The organism is Pseudomonas sp., assembly GCF_036387035.1.
Taxonomy (GTDB): Bacteria; Pseudomonadota; Gammaproteobacteria; order Pseudomonadales; family Pseudomonadaceae; genus Aquipseudomonas.
In genome coordinates this window covers 13,304-32,698 of sequence record NZ_DASVUM010000154.1, presented here as the reverse complement: position 1 = coordinate 32,698, position 19,395 = coordinate 13,304, and the positions used below count along the sequence as shown (strand labels likewise).

Annotated in this window: 16 protein-coding genes; 10 read left to right on the top strand and 6 right to left on the bottom strand. The window is 59.1% G+C overall.

Annotation, left to right across the window (positions count from 1 at the left end):
• Nucleotides 1–8 precede the first annotated feature (8 nt).
• Nucleotides 9–458 carry a large-conductance mechanosensitive channel protein MscL gene (gene mscL, locus VF672_RS14585; RefSeq protein WP_331105279.1) on the bottom strand — a complete coding sequence of 150 codons (450 nt, stop codon included), beginning with the start codon at nucleotides 456–458 and terminating at the stop codon, nucleotides 9–11.
• A 199-nt stretch (nucleotides 459–657) separates the two neighbouring features.
• Between mscL and radA the strand changes: the two genes are divergently transcribed.
• The 3 genes from radA to VF672_RS14570 all read left to right on the top strand — a co-directional run bounded on the left by radA (nucleotide 658) and on the right by VF672_RS14570 (nucleotide 3,442).
• The gene (gene radA / locus VF672_RS14580; RefSeq protein WP_331105335.1) at nucleotides 658–2,028 is read left to right on the top strand and encodes a DNA repair protein RadA; all 1,371 of its coding nucleotides are present in this window, start codon (nucleotides 658–660) and stop codon (nucleotides 2,026–2,028) included.
• Between the two features lie 207 nt (nucleotides 2,029–2,235).
• Entirely contained in the window at nucleotides 2,236–2,844 is a 609-nt protein-coding gene (locus VF672_RS14575) for a hypothetical protein (protein WP_331105278.1), read from the top strand.
• 16 nt (nucleotides 2,845–2,860) lie between these two features.
• Entirely contained in the window at nucleotides 2,861–3,442 is a 582-nt protein-coding gene (locus tag VF672_RS14570) for a hypothetical protein (protein WP_331105277.1), read from the top strand.
• Between the two features lie 41 nt (nucleotides 3,443–3,483).
• On the opposite strand, the gene VF672_RS14565 is transcribed toward VF672_RS14570, so the two are convergent.
• Entirely contained in the window at nucleotides 3,484–3,852 is a 369-nt protein-coding gene (locus VF672_RS14565; RefSeq protein ID WP_331105276.1) for a PilZ domain-containing protein, read from the bottom strand.
• A 153-nt stretch (nucleotides 3,853–4,005) separates the two neighbouring features.
• Between VF672_RS14565 and VF672_RS14560 the strand changes: the two genes are divergently transcribed.
• The 5 genes from VF672_RS14560 to VF672_RS14540 all read left to right on the top strand — a co-directional run bounded on the left by VF672_RS14560 (nucleotide 4,006) and on the right by VF672_RS14540 (nucleotide 8,909).
• Nucleotides 4,006–6,075 carry a carbon starvation CstA family protein gene (locus tag VF672_RS14560; protein ID WP_331105275.1) on the top strand — a complete coding sequence of 690 codons (2,070 nt, stop codon included), beginning with the start codon at nucleotides 4,006–4,008 and terminating at the stop codon, nucleotides 6,073–6,075.
• Nucleotides 6,076–6,101: 26 nt separating this feature from the next.
• Entirely contained in the window at nucleotides 6,102–6,299 is a 198-nt protein-coding gene (locus VF672_RS14555) for a YbdD/YjiX family protein (RefSeq protein ID WP_065987541.1), read from the top strand.
• A gap of 129 nt (nucleotides 6,300–6,428) precedes the next feature.
• Nucleotides 6,429–7,400, top strand: a complete 972-nt coding sequence (gene yjiA / locus VF672_RS14550; protein ID WP_331105274.1) for a GTPase — start codon at nucleotides 6,429–6,431, stop codon at nucleotides 7,398–7,400.
• Nucleotides 7,401–7,584: 184 nt separating this feature from the next.
• Nucleotides 7,585–8,535 carry a hypothetical protein gene (locus VF672_RS14545; RefSeq protein ID WP_331105273.1) on the top strand — a complete coding sequence of 317 codons (951 nt, stop codon included), beginning with the start codon at nucleotides 7,585–7,587 and terminating at the stop codon, nucleotides 8,533–8,535.
• Nucleotides 8,523–8,909, top strand: coding sequence for a hypothetical protein (locus VF672_RS14540; RefSeq protein ID WP_331105272.1), 387 nt, complete (start codon nucleotides 8,523–8,525; stop codon nucleotides 8,907–8,909). Before VF672_RS14545 ends, VF672_RS14540 begins: the two co-directional genes overlap by 13 nt.
• A 148-nt stretch (nucleotides 8,910–9,057) precedes the next feature.
• Here the strand turns inward: VF672_RS14540 and glyA are convergent, their stop codons facing one another.
• Together glyA and VF672_RS14530 are read right to left on the bottom strand one after the other, a co-directional pair.
• On the bottom strand, nucleotides 9,058–10,311 hold the full coding sequence (glyA, locus tag VF672_RS14535) for a serine hydroxymethyltransferase (protein ID WP_192132879.1): 1,254 nt from the start codon (nucleotides 10,309–10,311) through the stop codon (nucleotides 9,058–9,060).
• A 150-nt stretch (nucleotides 10,312–10,461) separates the two neighbouring features.
• The gene (locus VF672_RS14530) at nucleotides 10,462–14,283 is read right to left on the bottom strand and encodes a sensor domain-containing protein (RefSeq protein ID WP_414705611.1); all 3,822 of its coding nucleotides are present in this window, start codon (nucleotides 14,281–14,283) and stop codon (nucleotides 10,462–10,464) included.
• Between the two features lie 414 nt (nucleotides 14,284–14,697).
• Between VF672_RS14530 and ettA the strand changes: the two genes are divergently transcribed.
• The gene (gene ettA, locus VF672_RS14525; RefSeq protein ID WP_065987538.1) at nucleotides 14,698–16,362 is read left to right on the top strand and encodes an energy-dependent translational throttle protein EttA; all 1,665 of its coding nucleotides are present in this window, start codon (nucleotides 14,698–14,700) and stop codon (nucleotides 16,360–16,362) included.
• A 75-nt stretch (nucleotides 16,363–16,437) separates the two neighbouring features.
• On the opposite strand, the gene VF672_RS14520 is transcribed toward ettA, so the two are convergent.
• A complete protein-coding gene (locus VF672_RS14520) occupies nucleotides 16,438–16,935 on the bottom strand; it encodes a GreA/GreB family elongation factor (RefSeq protein WP_331105271.1) in 498 nt (165 codons plus the stop codon).
• 85 nt (nucleotides 16,936–17,020) lie between these two features.
• Nucleotides 17,021–17,380 (bottom strand): hypothetical protein, encoded by a 360-nt coding sequence (locus VF672_RS14515; protein ID WP_331105270.1) that lies wholly within the window; start codon nucleotides 17,378–17,380, stop codon nucleotides 17,021–17,023.
• A 226-nt stretch (nucleotides 17,381–17,606) separates the two neighbouring features.
• Here VF672_RS14515 and VF672_RS14510 point away from each other — a divergent pair, with 226 nt between their 5' ends.
• A complete protein-coding gene (locus tag VF672_RS14510) occupies nucleotides 17,607–18,815 on the top strand; it encodes a Bcr/CflA family multidrug efflux MFS transporter (RefSeq protein ID WP_331105269.1) in 1,209 nt (402 codons plus the stop codon).
• The last annotated feature ends 580 nt before the right edge of the window (nucleotides 18,816–19,395 follow it).

Sequence of the window (19,395 nt, the reverse complement as noted above, 5' to 3'; positions counted from 1 at the left end):
CTCGGACCTTAGACGAACCGGTCAGGCGTCACTGGCAGCGGCGCGGCCTGCCGGTTGTTTTGCTCTTTCATCAGATCGCGGATCTCGCCCAGCAGCAGCTCTTCCTTGCTCGGCGTTGGCGGCAGGGTCGGTGCCTTGGCCTCTTCGCGTTTCAGGCGGTTGATCGCCTTGACGCCCATGAAGATGGCGAACGCCACGATAATGAAGTCGATCACCGTCTGAATGAACTTGCCATAGGCCAGTACCACCGCAGGGACAGTTCCTTCGGCGGGGCGCAGCACCACTGCCAGGTCACTGAAGTCAACGCCGCCGATCAGCAACCCGAGGGGCGGCATGATTACATCGCCGACGAACGACGAAACGATCTTGCCGAATGCCGCGCCGATGATGATCCCGACGGCCATGTCGACGACGTTTCCTTTTACGGCAAAGGCTTTGAACTCGCTTAGTACGCTCATGGATGTATTCCTTTGTTACAGATGAGAGTGGTCGATGCAGTGTAAGTCAGCTAGCTGCATCTCGCTTAATCCATGCAATCGACCGGGTAGGCCCCGTTAAGTTTTATCTAATCCGCCAAAAGCGTGCATGCCAGCTGGTGCTGCACCCGGGGGCAAGGAGCATCGGGTATGATTGCCCCCTTTTTACATTGGGGGTGTCATGGCCAAGGCCAAACGCATGTACGGCTGCACCGAGTGCGGCTCGACGTTTCCCAAGTGGGCCGGCCAGTGCAGCGAATGCGGCGCCTGGAACACCCTCGTTGAAACCGTCATCGACAACAGCACCGCGGCGCCGCCCAGCGGTCGTTCCGGCTGGACCGGCCAACAGGCACAGATCAAGACTCTGGCTGAAGTCAGCGTTGAAGAAATCCCGCGTTTTTCCACCAATTCGACAGAGCTGGATCGTGTCCTCGGCGGCGGCCTGGTGGATGGCTCGGTGGTGCTCATTGGCGGCGACCCCGGCATCGGCAAGTCGACCATTCTGTTGCAGACCCTTTGCGCCATCGCCGAGCGCATGCCGGCGCTCTATGTGACGGGCGAAGAGTCCCAGCAGCAGGTCGCGATGCGTGCCCGTCGTCTGGGTTTGCCCCAAGACAAGCTGCGGGTCATGACTGAGACTTGCATCGAAACCATCATTGCCACGGCCCGCATCGAGCAGCCGAAGGTCATGGTGATCGACTCGATCCAGACCATCTTCACCGAGCAGTTGCAATCCGCACCGGGCGGCGTCTCGCAGGTTCGCGAAAGTGCCGCATTGTTGGTGCGTTACGCCAAACAGAGCGGCACCGCGATCTTCCTGGTCGGCCACGTCACCAAGGAGGGCGCGCTGGCCGGGCCGCGGGTCCTGGAGCACATGGTCGACACGGTTCTGTATTTCGAAGGCGAATCCGATGGCCGCCTGCGCTTGCTGCGCGCAGTCAAAAACCGCTTCGGCGCGGTTAACGAACTGGGCGTCTTCGGCATGACCGACAAGGGCCTCAAGGAAGTCTCGAACCCGTCGGCGATCTTTCTCACACGAGCGCAGGAAGAAGTCGCAGGCAGCGTGGTCATGGCCACATGGGAAGGCACCCGGCCCATGCTGGTCGAAGTGCAGGCGCTGGTCGATGACAGCCATCTCTCCAACCCGCGGCGCGTGACCTTGGGCCTGGATCAGAACAGGCTCGCCATGCTGCTGGCTGTGCTGCATCGACACGGCGGCATCCCCACCCATGACCAGGATGTGTTTCTCAACGTCGTGGGCGGGGTGAAGGTGCTGGAAACCGCCTCCGACCTGGCGTTGATGGCCGCCGTCATGTCCAGCCTGCGCAACCGTGCGTTGCCCGGTGACTTGCTGGTGTTCGGTGAAGTGGGCCTGTCAGGGGAAGTGCGGCCCGTGCCCAGTGGTCAGGAGCGACTCAAGGAAGCCGCCAAGCACGGCTTCAAGCGCGCCATCGTGCCCAAGGGCAACGCGCCGAAGGAGTCGCCGCCAGGCCTGACGGTGATCGGCGTGACCCGCCTTGATCAGGCGCTTGATGCTCTGTTCGAAGAGTGACGCCAGGAGGACGCGTCTTCTCGGCTCGTCAAAAAGATCGACTTCGGAAATTGACGCCATAATGATGGCGCATTAATATCGCCGCCTCGTTTACGCGTGCTCACTTGCTGTGTGCGGCGGCGGCAACGTTTCCCTGAAAATTTTGAACCCTGCTGTGGTCCTCTCGGGCCGGAGTACGGCTGTTCGCCCGAAATAAGGATGTTGGTTTTGAAACGGATTGCACATGCGCTCTTGCTGGGCGCGCTGTTGTCGCTGACCGGTTGTTTCTCGTTCAACACCTATGGCCCCATCGGCGAGCCGGACAAAGCTGCTACGGTCACCAGCCCGCGCGTCGCACAGATGGCAGATGTCGTCGTATCGGTGCCAAAGATCAATGACGAACTGCGCAAGAACGTCAGCCGGCAATTGACCGAGCAGATCAATCACTACATTGAAAGTGCTGGCTACTTCAAAGACCTCTCGGTATTCCCCGCCAGGCTTGGCGATCAGGACGTCATGCTGAAATTCAACCTGACCTCGCTGCACGGCAAGCGGTCGACTCATCCTGCCTACTTTCCGGGTGCGTTGCTGACCCTGACGATCTACATCTGGGTCAACGGCCCGATTTACGTCGACACCTACGACCTTGCCGGTGAGCTGACCATTGAAGACCGTACGGGCAAGACGCTGGCCAAGTCCATCGAGAAGGTCGACGAGCCTCACAACGTTGGCTTGTACGACGCTGACTATGCCGCACCAGGTCTGGGCAGTCGGCAATTGCGTGACTTGATAGCGAAGCTGACCGACGCCGCGGTTACCCAATTGAATGCCCATTGAAAGGAATCAGGAAAAAATGAAATCCATTATCAAAGCGCTGGTGTTGATCATCGGCGTATCGCTTGGCGGCTGCGTGTCTTACTCGCAACATGATTTGCCGGCGGTGGAGAGCTGGCCGTTGGCAAGCAAGAACACAACCACCAAACCCACGGCGTACGTACGCTTCACCGCACTGCATACGTTCAACGGCGAGCAGAGAGCGGGCGGAACGAACGTGACCGCTTGGGAAAAGGTGCTGCTTGACAACTTTAACCAGTCAGGACGGTTTCAGCGCGTGACCACTGATAAGGTCGATTCGGACGTCTACGTGTATGCGAGCGTGCGCAACGAAGAAACCGGCAACACCGGCAGCGCCATCCTGACCGGCATCACGTTATTCCTGATTCCAACCACTGTGGATAACCGGCTGGTGATGGAGACGGTCTACAAGGACCGTGACGGCAAGGTGCTGGGGCGGGTCGAGAAAAGCGAGACCGTGACAACCTGGATGCAGCTGCTGCTGGTGTTCGCGCTTCCCTTCAACCAGTCGGCCGAAGCCATCATCCAGCATTTGGCGCAGAGCTCCCTGGAAGAAGCTGTGCGGCAGAAGCTGATTTGATCCCTGAGGTGCCGGCATTCGCCCGGCACCTGTCCGGCAACTCAGCCCCCCATCAACGCCCCCAGTTCGCGCTCCAGTTCGTCGTGATCGGCAATATTGAGTTCGATCAGCCGACGCAGATGCGTCACCGAGTCGAGCTCGATGTTGTCGCAGACGAACCCCAGATGATTGTGATCATCGTGGGTCAGCCGCACTTCCATCACAACGTCGATGCCCGCCTGCAACTGGATGTCGACCATAAAACGTGCGGTGGGGTCGCCCTCCCAGGGTGAAGGCTTCTCGATCAACAGCCCCTTGAGCGACAGGTCGATCAACTGCACCGCCCAGGTTCGGTCGCCCTGGCTGAGCTCGGTTTTCGCGTCGAACGCAATACGTTTGAAGCGACGACGGTCTTCGTGTTTTTCGGTCATTACGCAACTACTCCTTCAATGCCTTGAGCGCCTGCTGCGTTGACTATAGGACAAATATCGCGCTAGACCATCGTGGGGGTAGCCTTTCGCTCCGGCGGCGCTAAACTCCGCTTGCTGAATAAAAATAAGTCCACTCAGTTGGAAACAAAAAAAATGAAAAACAATAATGGTCTGCTGCGCCACGTGCCCTGGCTGATTGTTGCAATCCTCGGAGCCTGGGCGTTGGGAGTGGTTGCATTGCGTCGCGGGGAGGCGATCAATGCACTCTGGATTGTGGTCGCCGCAGTGGCCATTTATCTGGTCGCTTATCGCTACTACAGCCTGTTTATCGCCACCAAGGTGATGCAACTCGACCCGACCCGGGCCACCCCCGCGGTGCTCAAGAACGACGGGCTCGACTACGTACCCACCAATAAACACATTCTGTTCGGTCACCACTTCGCTGCCATCGCCGGCGCAGGCCCGCTGGTCGGTCCGGTGCTCGCCGCGCAGATGGGCTATCTGCCCGGCACGCTGTGGCTGATCGCCGGTGTCGTGCTGGCGGGTGCGGTTCAGGACTTCATGATCCTGTTCCTTTCCACGCGCCGTAACGGCCGTTCGCTGGGCGACATGGTGCGCGAAGAGATGGGCCGCATTCCCGGCACCATCGCTTTGTTCGGCTGTTTCCTGATCATGATCATCATCCTTGCGGTGCTGGCGCTGATTGTCGTCAAGGCATTGGCCGAGAGCCCATGGGGCATGTTCACGGTTATGGCGACGATTCCGATCGCGATGTTCATGGGCATCTACATGCGCTTCATTCGCCCGGGTCGCATCGGCGAAATCTCGGTGGTGGGCGTCGTGCTGTTGCTGCTGTCGATCTGGGTCGGTGGCCTGGTGGCAGCGAGTCCCGAGTGGGCGCCGCTGTTCACGTTCACGGGCGTGCAGATCACCTGGATGCTGGTCGGCTACGGGTTCGTCGCGGCGATGCTGCCGGTCTGGCTGGTGCTGGCGCCTCGGGACTACCTGTCCACGTTCCTGAAAATCGGCACCATCATTGCGCTGGCCATCGGCATTCTGATCCTGGCGCCTGAACTGAAAATGCCTGCGCTGACACAGTTCACCGACGGTACCGGCCCCGTGTGGAAGGGCACGCTCTTCCCATTCCTGTTCATCACCATCGCCTGTGGCGCGGTGTCCGGCTTCCATGCCCTGATCTCTTCAGGTACCACGCCGAAGTTGCTGGATAACGAAGTCAACGCCCGTTACATCGGTTACGGCGGCATGCTGATGGAATCGTTCGTGGCGATCATGGCCATGGTCGCGGCTTCGGTCATTGAGCCAGGCGTGTACTTCGCAATGAACAGCCCTGCAGCCATCGTCGGCTCCGATGTCAACTCGGTCGCGCAGATGGTCAGCAGTTGGGGCTTCCTCATCACACCGGATCAATTGACCGCGGTGGCGAAGGACATCGGCGAGAACACCGTGCTGGCCCGTGCCGGCGGTGCACCAACCCTTGCAGTGGGTATCGCGCAGATCCTGCATCAGGCGTTCCCGGGTCAGAACACAATGGCGTTCTGGTACCACTTCGCGATCCTGTTTGAAGCGCTGTTCATCCTCACCGCCGTCGATGCCGGCACGCGTGCGGGCCGCTTCATGCTGCAGGACCTGCTCGGCAGTTTCGTGCCTGCGCTGAAGCGTACCGAGTCCTGGACCGCCAACGCCATCGGCACCGGTGGTTGCGTCGCGCTCTGGGGGTATCTGCTGTATCAGGGCGTAATCGATCCGCTGGGTGGAATCAACACGTTGTGGCCACTGTTCGGCATCTCCAACCAGATGCTGGCGGGTATCGCGCTGATGCTGGCGACGGTTGTGCTGATCAAGATGAAGCGTCAGCAGTACGTCTGGGTCACCATCCTGCCGGCCTCGTGGCTGCTGATCTGCACCGTGACGGCAGGCTTCATCAAGCTGTTCGACCCGAGCCCTGCGGTGGGCTTCCTGGCCCTGGCGAAGAAATACAGCGCGGCGGCAGATGCCGGTCAGGTACTGGCCCCGGCCAAGACCATGGACCAGATGCAGCACGTGATCTTCAACGCCTACACCAACGCCACCCTGACCACGCTGTTCCTGTTCGTGGTGCTGAGCATTCTGTTTTATGCGCTGAAGGTAGGTCGTGCGGCGTGGGTCAAGAAGGAGCGTACCGACAAGGAATCGCCTTTCCAGGCCTTCCCGGAAACCCACTAAGTGCGCGGTAACGCGAGGAGCTGTGTATGTTCAACGATCTGAGTCGCCTGGGTAAGTATCTGGGTCAGGCCGCTCGCCTCATGGTGGGTATGCCGGACTACGACAACTATGTTGAGCATATGCAGAAGACTCACCCGGACAAGCCGGTGATGTCCTACGAAGCGTTCTTCCGGGAACGGCAGGACGCGCGTTACGGCGGGAAGGGCGGGCCCAAGTGCTGCTAGTCCGCTGAGGCTGCGCCCCAAGGAGTGAGCGTGCTGGTGGTTCGGCATGTCAGCCGCCTTTCCGGCACCTGACACACTGGATCACCAGCACGCCCACTCCCTTTTTTTTCTGCGAATGGAGGTCTTTTTTTGTTCACACCTATTCCCGTGACGATCCTCAGCGGCTTTCTCGGTGCCGGCAAAACCACCTTGCTGCGTCATCTGCTCAAGGAAGAGCACGGCTTGAAGATCGCGGTAATCGAAAACGAATTCAGCGACGCCGGCGTCGACACCCAGTTGCTGGGCGACGAGCCCGTGCAGGTCATGACCCTGTCCAACGGCTGCGTCTGTTGCACCATTCATACCGACCTGACCAAGGCGCTGTATCTGCTGCTCGAACGCCTCGACAGTGGCGAGATTGCGTTCGATCGCCTGGTCATCGAGTGCACTGGCCTGGCAGACCCCGCGCCGGTGGCGCAGACCTTCTTCATCGACGAAGAGCTGCGCGAGCGTTACATTCTCGACGGTATCATCACACTGGTGGACGCGGCCCATGCCGACACGCACCTGGAGCAAACCATCGCCCAGGCGCAAATCGGCTTCGCAGATCGTCTGCTGGTGAGCAAGACTGATCTGGTGGATGAGTCATCCTTCATAGCGTTAAGTGAGCGCTTGACCCGCATCAACCGTCGCGCGCCGATCCGTGTGGTCGAGCACGGCAAGATCGACCTCGCCGAACTTCTGGATGTACGCGGCTTCAACCTCAACGCTGACATCGGCGGGATGACCCTGCGCCCGGCGGCACCCGCAGGCCGCTCCATCGACCGCATTAGCAGTCTGGTCCTGCGCACTGACCAACCCCTGGATATCGACAAGCTCAGCGCCTTCATGAACGATCTGCTGGAAGAGCACGGCAAGCAACTGCTGCGCTACAAAGGCGTGCTGAACATTGCCGGCGAAGATCGCAAACTGGTGTTTCAGGGCGTGTTGAAGCTGTACGGATTCGATTTCGATGTGGAGTGGGCCGAAGGCGAAAAGCGCGAAAGTGTGATCGTGTTCATTGCCGATGAACTGCCGGAGGAGAAAATCCGGGCGGGGTTTGCCGGCGTCTCAGCGGATTGAGCGTTGCGTTTGGGTGTTCCTGTTAACAAGCAGCACCCTTTACGGAACGTTCCGTAAGACCGTCTACTGCGCCTGCGTAGGACCGTTCCGAATCGTACTTTCACCCCCCCTCCCCACACTTCTAAACCCCAAACCACGTCCCTATGCTTGCCTGACCTGAATTCAAGCAAGGACGGGCAGCCTCATGTCCAAGCCATACGTATTCATCAATGACCGCATACAAACCTACTTCACGATCAAGGCTCGGGTCGGCGGTAGCGCAAAGTTTGATGTGCTGAATGCGCACATTCGCAATGTGGTGGTTATGCCGGGCCAGTTGGTGATTGTCAGCGACGGTTCGATGGGCAGCCTCACTGCAGAAGAAACCGAGCTGATGGCACTGGCGCGAAACGTCCATCGCCAGGTTCGTGGCTCGGGCAGCGAACTGATCAAGAACTACGACCTGATGCAGAGCATGCTCAGTTACGGGTCGCTGGGTATCGGCGCCGCTACAGGCAGTTGGAGCAAGCACCTCAATGGCGCGCAGAAAACCCTCGAAGAAATCGAGCGGCTGTACAAGCTTTCGCTGACACGCGGCACGCCCATTGCCCGGCAGGAGTTCATTGGCCAGCGGCGTGTGCTGTTTGCCAGGCTTGATATGCAGCTGGAAGGCATTGCTCGATGGGGCACTGGCTTGAATAAAAAGGGCCCACTGAAAAAAATGCTGGGTTTATCGACCAAGAGTTATCTGCGCACCGGGGAGATACAGGGGTATGCCGCACGAATTGCGAAAGTCGCTAAGGTGGCGAAGTTGTTGAAGCATGGGACGGCGGTTGGGATCGGGTTGAATATCGTATCAACCGCGCTGGAGATTAAGGAAGCTTGCTCGACCGGGCGAGAGGAAGTATGTCGACGGGCTCATTATGTTGAAGCATCAAAGTTAGTAGGGGGCGTAGCGTTCGGCTTTATCGGCGGGGAGGCAGGGGCAGTAGCCGGATCGGCGGTGTGCGTGGCAGTGTTTGCTGCGCCTACTTTGGGGCTGGCTACATTAGGTTGCGGGATTATTGCTGGCGGGGCTTTCGCTTATGCGGGCGGTGCCTTGGGCGAAATACTCGGTGAGTCGTTTGGCGAGACGGTCTACGAATGGACACCCTGATCTCTTACGACGTAGCTGTCTGGTTGGGGTTTATGGATTTCGTTTTAACCTTAATTCATATAGTGTCGTCTCATATCTTTTTCCTGAAATACATGGAGCGCATTGAAGATTATCTTTCTGATGTCGAAATGATCGGCCTGCATGCAGACTATTACGGTGACACATGGCTGGGGCGAAGAATGCGCGAGTCGTTTATAACCATGATTTTGATTATGCCGGGAGCACTTAAAAAGCAGGAAGTCATTCCCCCGTACAAACTTCAGAAGCTCCCACGGCACTTTCGGTTTTGGATCAAGTTTTTCTTCTATTCAGCGTTAGTTCTTCTCGGTGCACTTGGCCTGATTTGCTTGCGTCTGAAAATGGGGCGGCCGTAGACAGTGCTCGCGCGTTAGCGCATCGAATTTCCCAGCCTGACTTTCCAACGACTTTAACCCTTCGGCTTCGGCCACCATCAGCCCGGATAGCAACTCCCAACAAAAAGCCCGGCTAACAAGCCGGGCTTTTCACATCAAGCAACCGCTATCAAGCGCCGTAAACCGGCAGCTTGGCGCAGATGGCCTGGACCTTCTCACGTACGGCATTGATCACCGCTTCGTTGTTCAGGTCTGCCAGGATGTCGCAGATCCAGCCGGCCAGCTCCTTGCACTCTGCTTCCTTGAAGCCGCGAGTGGTCACAGCCGGGGTACCGAAGCGCAGGCCGGAGGTGACGAACGGGGAGCGTGGATCGTTCGGTACCGAGTTTTTGTTCACGGTGATGAACGCTTTGCCCAAGGCTGCGTCGGCATCTTTACCGGAGATGTCCTGCTTGATCAGCGACAGCAGGAACAGGTGGTTTTCGGTACCGCCGGACACGACGTCAAAGCCGCGCTCGATGAACACGCCGGCCATGGCCTTGGCGTTTTTCACCACTTGTTCCTGGTACGTCTTGAACTCAGGCTGCAGCGCTTCCTTGAAGCAGATCGCCTTGGCGGCGATGACGTGTTCCAGAGGACCGCCCTGACCGCCCGGGAAAACCGCGGAGTTCAGCTTCTTCTCGATCTCGGCATTGGCGCGCGCCAGGATCAGGCCGCCGCGTGGGCCGCGCAGGGTTTTGTGCGTGGTGGTGGTGACGACGTCGGCGAACGGAACCGGGTTCGGGTAAACGCCCGCAGCCACGAGGCCGGCAACGTGAGCCATGTCGACGAAGAGGTAAGCGCCCACTTTGTCAGCGATTGCGCGGAAACGCGGGAAGTCGAGGATCTGCGAGTAGGCCGAGAAACCGGCAACGATCATCTTAGGCTTGTGCTCAACGGCCAGGCGCTCGACTTCGTCGTAGTCGATCAGGCCATTGCCGTCGATGCCGTACTGAACGGCGTTGTACAGTTTGCCCGAGGAAGAAACGCTGGCGCCGTGGGTCAGGTGACCACCGTGGGCCAGGCTCATGCCCAGGATGGTATCGCCAGCGTTAAGCAACGCCAGGTACACCGCGCTGTTGGCCTGGGAACCTGCGTGTGGCTGGACGTTGGCGTAATCGGCGCCAAACAGTTGCTTGGCGCGGTCGATGGCCAGCTGCTCGACGATGTCAACGTATTCGCAGCCGCCGTAGTAACGCTTGCCTGGATAGCCTTCAGCGTATTTGTTGGTAAGGACCGAGCCCTGGGCTTCCATGACGGCAGGGCTGGTGTAGTTCTCCGAGGCGATCAGCTCGATGTGATCTTCCTGACGCTTGGCTTCCTGTTCCATGGCGGCGTACAGGTCGGAGTCGTACTTGGCGATGGTCAAATTGCGGCTGAACATGGCGGTCCTCGGGGATCGGGCAGTAGAAAAGGGGGGCATTCTAACCCATCGGGTTTTATCTGGCATATGAAAGCGGGTCATGTGCAGGACAAGCGGGTTTCATCCAGACTGACGCAGCATCCAGCTCACCACGGGTGATTGGTGTCTTCTTCAGTCCAGCATAAACAGCGCGTCGTTGCTGAATTGCGCCTCGAACCGTGTCGCCGGCATGGGGCGGCCGAACAGGTAGCCCTGGACCTCGTCACAGCCGTGCTCGCGCAAAAACTCCAACTGCTCGTGGGTTTCCACGCCCTCGGCGATCACCGCCAGATTCAGGCTGTGAGCCATGGCGATGATCGCCCGGGCGATTTGCGCATCCTGTTCCCCGGACGGCAGACCATCGACAAACGTGCGGTCTATCTTCAGCACGTCAATGGGGAACTGCTTAAGGTAATTGAGCGACGAGTAACCGGTACCGAAGTCATCGATCGCAATGCTCAGGCCCAGCCGCTTGAGCCCGGCCAGAATCTGCATCGCTTCGCTGACTTCACGCATCAGGATGCTTTCGGTCAATTCCAGTTCGAGGCAGGCGGGCGGCAGGCCGGTCTCCTGAAGAATGGCGGCGATGCGCGTGCCCAGCTGACCGTCCGAGAACTGCCGAGCGGAAATGTTGACCGACACCTTGGGCACACGAACCCTCGTCAGGTGCCACTCGCGCAACTGGCGGCAAGCCTCCTGGAGCACCCATTCGCCGACCTCGACCACCAGCCCAAGCTCTTCGAGCACGGGGATGAACTCCACGGGCGGCACCAGGCCACGACCCGGGTGACGCCAGCGCAGCAACGCTTCGGCGCCGGTCAGACGTTTGCCGTCGCCACTGAACTGCGGCTGGTAATAGAGCGTGAACTCGCCTTGCTCCAGGGCATGGCGCAGGTCGCTCTCCAGCTCCAGACGTTCGAGGGCGCTGGCGTTCATGTCGGCTTGATAAAACTGGAAGTTGTTCTTGCCGCGCTCTTTGGCGTGATACATCGCCGTGTCGGCGTTTTTCATCAGCTGGCTCAGTTCGTTGCCGTCCTGAGGGCTGAGCGCGATGCCGATACTCGCTGTGACGAAAAACTCGCGTCCTTCCAGCACGAAAGGCTTCACCAGGCTGGCGAGAATCTGTTCGGCTACATGAATGGCCCGGTTCAGCGCCGCCTGTTGAGTTGCACCGGGTTGCAGCAGCAGCGTGAACTCGTCGCCACCCATGCGTGCAACGGTGTCGTCCTCGGCAACGCACCCGAGCAGACGCAGCGCCATTTCCTGAAGCATTCGGTCGCCAGCGGCGTGGCCCAGCGAGTCGTTGATCGGCTTGAAGCGATCAAGGTCAAGGAACATCAACACGACCCAGGCGTGTTGACGCTCGGCGTGTAGCAGCGCGCTGTGCAGTCGGTCCTGAAACAGCGTGCGGTTGGGCAGGTGGGTCAGCGCGTCGTAATAAGCCAGCCGGTGAATACGCTGCTCGCTGGCCTTGCGCTCGCTGATGTCGCTGAAGAAGCACACATAGCTGGCCAGGTCGCCTTCATCATCGAGCACCGCTGTAATTCCGACCCATGCCGGGTAGTGCTCGCCGTCGCGCCGCTTAAGCCATAACTCACCCTCCCAACTGCCACGCTGGCTCAGTTGTTTGAGGATGTAACCCAAGTGCGCGTCCTGCTGATTCTCGACCGTCAGCATCATCGGCAACTGATCCAGTACCTGTGACACGGCGTACCCGCTGACCCGAGTGAACGCGTCGTTCGCCTGCACGATGTAGCCCGCAGGGTCAGTGATCAGAATGGCCGACGTCGAGTGTTCAAATACCGTTGCCGCCATGCGCAGGTCTTTTTCGGCGCGCCGCTGCTGACTGACATCACGTCCCACGCCGAGAACGCCTTTAAACGTCGCGGATTCATCCCACACCAGCACCATGCGCAGTTCCACGGCAATCTTGCGGCCATCAGCGCGCAGGCAGTCGAACAGGAAAAGCCGGGTGGTGATTTCGCTGCGCAGATCCGCCAGCTCCTCGGGTTTGTTCAACGCTTTACCGATCCGCTGAAGCAGCGCGTTGAACCCGCTGAGTTGCTGAGGGTTGGCAATGATTCCCTTCCAGCCGTTTTGCAGAATCCACTCGGCGCTGTGGCCCAAAACCGTATTGACCGATGGGCTGATGTAATTGGCCTTCAACTGGCGATCGGTGAAGAAAATCACGTCGCTGATGCTTTCCGCCAGCATGCGGTAGCGCTGTTCGCTCTCGCGCAGGGACTGGCTGGCGCCCACTTGCTCGGTGATGTCTTTGGCGACGCCCACGATGCGCCTGACCTGGCCGTCGTTGTCCGCGGCCAGCGCCTGTTCGCGGATGTCCAACAGGCGCCAATCATCATGTATGTCGCGAAACCGCAGCTGGCGTTGGACCGTCTCGCTGTTGCCCGGCTGGTCATGCGCGCGGCGTAATTGCTCGTATGCGCTGACATCGTCCGGGTGCAGCAGACGCTCCCAGAAGTATTCACCCATCTCGTCCAGCTCGGCGCGGCTGTAACCCAGCGTCTGGCCGAGATGATGGTTGCTGTAAATCATTCGCCGGGTGACCACATCCTGCACATACAAATGGTCGGGAACGGTGCGCACAACATCTGACCAAAAACGCTCCCGCTCCTGCAGCGATAGCTCGGCCTGCTTGCGTTTGGTGAAATCGCTGATGCTGAGGATCACGGCGCTGAAGTCTTCAAATCGCTCCGGCAGACGCATGACCAGCCACAGGTACTGATCGCCGCCTTGCGCGCCGGTGATCCGCATTTCGAGCTCCAGTTGGCGCTGACCGTCGAGGATGGCTTGCAATATTTGCAGGCCGATACCCTCCCCGGCGCGGGGGCAACCTTCGATCAGTTGCTGCCAGACATGCTGTGCCGATTCGGCGCGCAACAGTTGAGCGGCGACATCGTTAACCTCAGTGATGCGCAGTTGGTGAAGCAGCCCGGCGATCTCCTCGGGGTGACCGGCCAGGCGCGCCTTCAGTTCTTCGCCGCTGCTCATCTGAAGCGGCTTGAGGCAAGACGGGAGGCCGGACATGTCCAGGACGCACAACGCGACGCCGGTGCCTTCGAAAATCTCTTTGTAGCGGCGACGGCTTTCATGCAGCTGAAGTTGGCGGCGGCGCAGGCTGCGCAACGCAAACAGCGGGATAACAGAGCAGAGCAGGGCGAGCAGGCATTTGGCGATGAGCGGGAAGAGCAGCGTCTGACGCGCCTTCTGCGGATCGAAGAGTCCACGCAGTTGCCAGTCGCTGTGGGCCAGCGGTTGCAACAGGACGGTCTGCAACGGACCGTCCGCGGACTGATTGGCATCGAGGAGGTTTTTGTAAAGGGGACGGTGGTTGCCGATGTCTTCCAGTAGCCACACCGGCTGGTAATCCAGATCGCTCTGACGGGTGAGGGATTTCAGAATGTCGGGCTTAAGCCGCAGCGCCCAATAACCATCATTGGCGGTGCCTGGCTGGCGCACGAACAGATAGAACGTCGAGGCGCCCGGATCGTTGGCATAAAAATACGGATGGCCCTGGATAACGGGGTGGATCTGAGTCAGAAAGCCGACGTCACGGGCTTCGCCGTCGCTGTCGGCGCTGACATTGCCGCTGCCATCGAGCCAGGCCAGGCTTTTCAGCGCCGGCAGGGATTGGCGCAGGCTGGCCAGTGCGGCCGCTGTAACATCGGCGGATTGCACGTTGTCGCGCGCTTCGTCGAGCACATTCAGGGCCACTTGCGCGTTCAGGGCCATGTTCAGGTTCAGCCGATCGGCCAACTGCACGCTGTAATCAATGCTGCGCGTGTGCTGACGAATCTGGGACTGCTGGAACTGCTCGATCATCTGCCACAAAAGCAGCATCAACATCATCAGGACCAGCACCGCGAGCGCACCTCTGAGCGAGCCTCTTAAAGGCACGGTCGTTGCGCTATCGGACGGGCGCAGGGGTGAGATGGGGGTCGGTTTGAACAAACTGTGATCCTGACTACTGGACTGAATCAGCATGTGCGTGACGCACTATAAGCCCGGTGCGCAAAAGGCGGCTAGCATGCCACCGAGCTGTGGCTAAGTGCCAGCGCTAATGGGCTGGACGGTTTGCCCTGTTGCGTGCATTCGGGTAGCTTTGCGCCACGCGCGACGCGCCCGGTTTCTGCACGGCTCACTTGCTGGTCGATAACACTGCAAGCATTGCTCCAGCTTTATCACCGGTCCTCGGAAGGTTGTCCCTGCCAGGCCGGTCCGGCTCTGATCAATTCAAGGCCTGAAATCGCGCCAGGGCAAGTTGAAGCGCGAAGATAAAAGCATTTTTTCGCGACGCAGCGCCAAGCGCGCGCCTTTATTCACCGTCCCACTCCAGGTTTTCATTCCATGGCTCAATACGTATTTACCATGCATCGGCTGAGCAAAGTTGTTCCGCCGAAGCGGGAAATCCTGAAAAATATCTCACTCTCGTTTTTCCCCGGCGCCAAGATCGGCGTCCTCGGCCTCAACGGGTCGGGTAAATCCACGCTGCTGAAAATCATGGCCGGTGTCGACACCGAGTTTGACGGTGAAGCGCGCCCGATGCCTGAGCTGAACATCGGCTACCTGCCGCAGGAGCCGCAGCTCGACCCGACCAAAACCGTACGTGAAGTGGTTGAAGAAGCAGTCAGCGTGATCAAGGACGCTCAAGCGCGTCTGGACGAAGTCTATGCCGCCTATGCCGAGCCGGATGCGGATTTCGACAAGCTGGCCGCCGAACAGGCCAAGCTTGAGTCGATCCTGCAAGCCAGCGATGGCCACAATCTTGAGCGCCAGCTGGAAGTTGCCGCCGATGCGCTGCGTCTGCCGGCCTGGGACGCCAAGGTTGAACACCTGTCCGGTGGTGAGAAGCGCCGTGTGGCCTTGTGCCGCTTGTTGCTGTCGGCACCCGACATGTTGCTGCTGGACGAACCGACCAACCACCTGGACGCCGACTCTGTCGCCTGGCTCGAGCACTTCCTGCACGATTTCCCGGGCACCGTGGTTGCGATCACGCACGACCGGTACTTCCTCGACAACGTGGCAGGCTGGATTCTGGAACTCGACCGCGGCGCGGGCATTCCATACGAAGGCAACTATTCCGGCTGGCTTGAAGCCAAATCCGATCGTCTGGCTGCCGAATCCAAGCAGCAGTCGGCCCATGAAAAGGCCATGAAGGAAGAGCTCGAGTGGGTGCGTAAAGGCGCCAAGGCCCGTCAGTCGAAATCCAAAGCCCGTCTGCAGCGCTTCGAAGAGCTTCAGTCGCAGGAATTCCAGAAGCGCAGCGAGACCAACGAGATCTACATCCCGGCCGGTCCGCGTCTGGGCGACAAGGTCATTGAGTTCAAAAACGTCACCAAGGGCTACGGCGATCGCGTGCTGATCGACAACCTGTCGTTCTCCATGCCTAAAGGCGCCATTGTTGGTGTAATCGGCGGTAACGGTGCCGGTAAGTCGACGCTGTTCCGCATGCTGATGGGCAAGGAGCAACCAGACTCCGGTTCCATTGAAGTCGGCGAAACCGTACAACTGGCCTGCGTTGACCAGAGCCGCGATGACCTGGACGGCAGCAAGACGGTGTTCGCGCAGATTTCCGACGGCTCCGATCAAATCAAGATTGGCAACTATGAAATCCCTTCGCGCACCTATGTCGGCCGTTTCAACTTCAAGGGCGGCGACCAGCAGAAGTTTGTGAAGGATCTGTCCGGCGGTGAGCGTGGCCGTCTGCACCTGGCGCTGACGTTGAAGGAGGGTGGCAACGTCTTGCTGCTCGACGAACCGTCAAACGACCTCGACGTAGAAACACTGCGTTCCCTCGAAGAGGCCCTGCTGGACTTCCCGGGCGCCGCCATTGTGATCTCTCACGATCGTTGGTTCCTTGACCGTGTTGCGACTCACATCCTTGCGTACGAAGACGATTCGCAAGCGGTGTTCTTCGAAGGCAACTACACCGAGTACGAAGCCGACCGCAAGAAGCGTCTCGGCGACGCAGCCGCTCAGCCGCACCGCGTGCGTCACAAAAAGCTGGCCTGATTGGGTTTGGTGTCAAAAAAAACGGAGCCTTCGAGCTCCGTTTTTTTGTGCCTGCCGAATTGTCACTTGGCGTGTTCAATCTCCGGCTTCGATTCCTACGACTTCGATCACCACGTCACCGACCGGGCGCTTCCACGTCACTTCGTCCCCAACCTGGCTACCCAGCAATGCCTTGCCCAGCGGTGAAGCCCAGTTGATCAGTTGACTGCCGGCATCGGCCTGATCCTCGCCAACCAGCTGCACGCGTTGTTCAACGTTGTCCTCGTCGGCAAAGGCGACCCAGCTGCCAATCTGAGCCCTGTCGGGGGAGGCCGTGGTGCTGACAACCTGGGCGCTCTGCAGGCGTTGGTTGAAGTAACGCAGGTCGCGTTCGATTTCCGCCATGCGCTGTTTGTCAGCGTCATCACCCAGGGCGTTCTCTTCGCTGTACTGCGCTTGAAGCCGCGCGACCTGATCGTGCAGTTGGCCAAGACCACGCGGGGTGACGTAATTGGTGTTGGTGCTGATCTGCCGTTCAATCGGCGGGCTAACCTGCGCGGCGGCGTTGTCTTCGTTGACGAAGGCGCGACTCATGACGGGGCTCCAGTTAATGGCTTAGTCACATTGGGCCACTGCCGGTCCTCGATAGTTTCACTCGCATCCCGCCACGTCAGGCAGTTCAGTGAGAACGGTAGGCTTTGGCGGCGTCCTGGGTCCGCCGGTGTTCCCAGTCGCGGTCGCGATCATTCCAGATGCTGTCGCGGCCTTGATCCTGCACATTGCGGTTGGCCAGTTGTGCCTGGCACTGGCGAAATCCGTCTGACCAGCCTTGGGCATAGAGGGTGTCACGCAGGTAACGCGGGACGTCCTTTTTAAATTGCCCCTTTATAACGTCGATGGACTGCCGGCCGCTTCCGCAGCCATCCTGAAAACCATCAGCAAATGCCGGCGGGTAACCTTCGGCCAACAACTGGTCGTGAGTAGACTGACATCCGGCGATGAGTACAACGCACCACAGCACAGCCCAACGCGCTTTCATTTTGAATTCCTCACTGCTTGAGAAAAGTTTAGAAGCGCTTGTGTGAGTTATTGGTAAAAACGCTGTAGGAAATCCATTAACCGATGCTCGGTCACGCGCGATAAGTTCCGCGTATTTGCCTGAAGGCGAGGCCCTGAAAAAAATGCGCGTAATCGCCCTGTGAGGGGGCCGTGCAGATTCAAGGTTGTTAAACTGTCGCGCTGCGCAAAACCGTTTAGGAAGATTAATGAACCTCAGAACGATCCTGATCCTTGGCGCGCTCAGCGCCTTCGGCCCGTTAGCCATCGACTTTTACCTGCCAGGTTTCCCGGCTATCGCTCTGGCGTTCGGCACCGACGAGAAACACGTTCAGCTGACGCTGGCCTCGTATTTCCTCGGGCTGAGCATCGGCCAACTTGCCTATGGCCCGATCGCCGATCGTTTCGGTCGCCGGATTCCGCTGCTGTTTGGCGTCGGCTTGTTCACCCTCGCATCACTGGCTTGCGCCTTGGCGCCTTCGCTTGAGTGGCTGATTGCGGCCCGCTTCGTTCAGGCGTTGGGCGGTTGTGCCGGCATGGTGCTGTCGCGGGCGATCGTCAGTGACAAGTGCTCGCCGGTTGACTCGGCCAAGGTGTTCTCGCAATTGATGCTGGTCATGGGCCTGGCGCCGATTCTGGCCCCGATGCTGGGTGGACTGTTGGTCAACGTCGTGGGCTGGCAGGCCATCTTTTTAACCTTGACGGTGTTCAGCGCACTCACAGCGGTGGCTGTCTTCAGAGGGCTGCCGGAAAGCATGCCGGCCGGGCACCCGCGACTGCCGCTCTCCGGCGCACTAGGGTCGTACTGGAATTTGCTGGGTGACCGGATCTTCCTGGGCCATGCGCTCACTGGCGGAATTGCGATGGCCGGGATGTTCTCCTACATCGCAGGCTCACCTTTCGTTTTCATCAAGCTCTACGGCGTACCTGCGGAACACTACGGCTGGTTGTTCGGTATCAATGCCGCAGGCTTCATCCTCATCGCTCAAGTGAACGCCCGCCTCGTTGGCCGCTATGGTCCGGCGTGGCTGCTGTCGCGGACCGTCTGGATTTACCTCGCTGCCGCCGTCGTACTGCTGAGCATTGCATCCCTGCACACCGAAAAGCTGTGGCCTTTGCTGATTCCGCTGTTCATCTACATCGCCAGCCTCGGCTGCATCATCCCCAATGCTTCGGCGTGCGCAATGAGCGGGCAGGGCAAACGGGCGGGCAGCGCATCGGCGTTGTTGGGCTGCCTGCAGTTCAGTGTCGCAGCGGGCGCGGCGGCACTGGTTGGCGTACTGCATGACGGAACGGCGGTGCCGATGGCGACCGTCATTACGCTGTGCGGTGTATTGGCTGTGACGCTTTCGGTGATCACTCGCCGGGCCCAGCAGAAGCGAGATGCGCTGATTCCCCACGCAGATGTGAGGATCTAAACCGACGTCGGCAACGTAACGCGTTGCCGATCTTGCGTAGGTTTAATGTGCGCCTGTACAAGCGTGTTCAGCTTGTTGAAAAAGAGCGGCTTATATATGGCTGCTAACTACTTATGAGCTGGAAACTTCTTACAGCAAATAAAATCCAGATTTTATTTGAGTGTTCTACTGCAAACAGTTGCCGCCTGATACGTCCCAGCCAGAGATTATTTTATTGAAGGTTTTAGGAGTTATCAGTGTAGGCAACTGCCCTGACGTCAAGTGGCTGATCCTCTAGCCCCGGCGTAATGCCCCCGCGCTCATTGGGGTTGCGGCCATTTGGCCGCCGCTGTGCAATGGATGGCCAGCACGGATTGTGCAGAACCTTCTCCAATACTGCCCACAAACCAAGGCTGAACGGTGGAAGCGCTGATCCTCCGACCGAATCCAGGACTTATACTAAGCGCCTTCATGGATCCGATTTAATGTTCACTTTGAACTGCATTGCTCGGGCGCCCATATCTGTATGGCCTGCAAGTTATGGTGATCAGAGTTCGTATGGCATGACTTAAATCAAGGTCCGCATTCGCCTTAAACCGAT

Excerpts from the sequence above, each read along its gene's own strand:
- mscL (WP_331105279.1), bottom strand. The coding sequence starts at position 458 with ATGAGCGTACTAAGCGAGTTCAAAGCCTTTGCCGTAAAAGGAAACGTC.
- radA (WP_331105335.1), top strand. The coding sequence starts at position 658 with ATGGCCAAGGCCAAACGCATGTACGGCTGCACCGAGTGCGGCTCGACG.
- VF672_RS14570 (WP_331105277.1), top strand. The coding sequence starts at position 2,861 with ATGAAATCCATTATCAAAGCGCTGGTGTTGATCATCGGCGTATCGCTT.
- VF672_RS14565 (WP_331105276.1), bottom strand. The coding sequence starts at position 3,852 with ATGACCGAAAAACACGAAGACCGTCGTCGCTTCAAACGTATTGCGTTC.
- VF672_RS14560 (WP_331105275.1), top strand. The coding sequence starts at position 4,006 with ATGAAAAACAATAATGGTCTGCTGCGCCACGTGCCCTGGCTGATTGTT.
- VF672_RS14555 (WP_065987541.1), top strand. The coding sequence starts at position 6,102 with ATGTTCAACGATCTGAGTCGCCTGGGTAAGTATCTGGGTCAGGCCGCT.
- VF672_RS14545 (WP_331105273.1), top strand. The coding sequence starts at position 7,585 with ATGTCCAAGCCATACGTATTCATCAATGACCGCATACAAACCTACTTC.
- VF672_RS14540 (WP_331105272.1), top strand. The coding sequence starts at position 8,523 with ATGGACACCCTGATCTCTTACGACGTAGCTGTCTGGTTGGGGTTTATG.
- glyA (WP_192132879.1), bottom strand. The coding sequence starts at position 10,311 with ATGTTCAGCCGCAATTTGACCATCGCCAAGTACGACTCCGACCTGTAC.
- ettA (WP_065987538.1), top strand. The coding sequence starts at position 14,698 with ATGGCTCAATACGTATTTACCATGCATCGGCTGAGCAAAGTTGTTCCG.
- VF672_RS14520 (WP_331105271.1), bottom strand. The coding sequence starts at position 16,935 with ATGAGTCGCGCCTTCGTCAACGAAGACAACGCCGCCGCGCAGGTTAGC.
- VF672_RS14515 (WP_331105270.1), bottom strand. The coding sequence starts at position 17,380 with ATGAAAGCGCGTTGGGCTGTGCTGTGGTGCGTTGTACTCATCGCCGGA.
- VF672_RS14510 (WP_331105269.1), top strand. The coding sequence starts at position 17,607 with ATGAACCTCAGAACGATCCTGATCCTTGGCGCGCTCAGCGCCTTCGGC.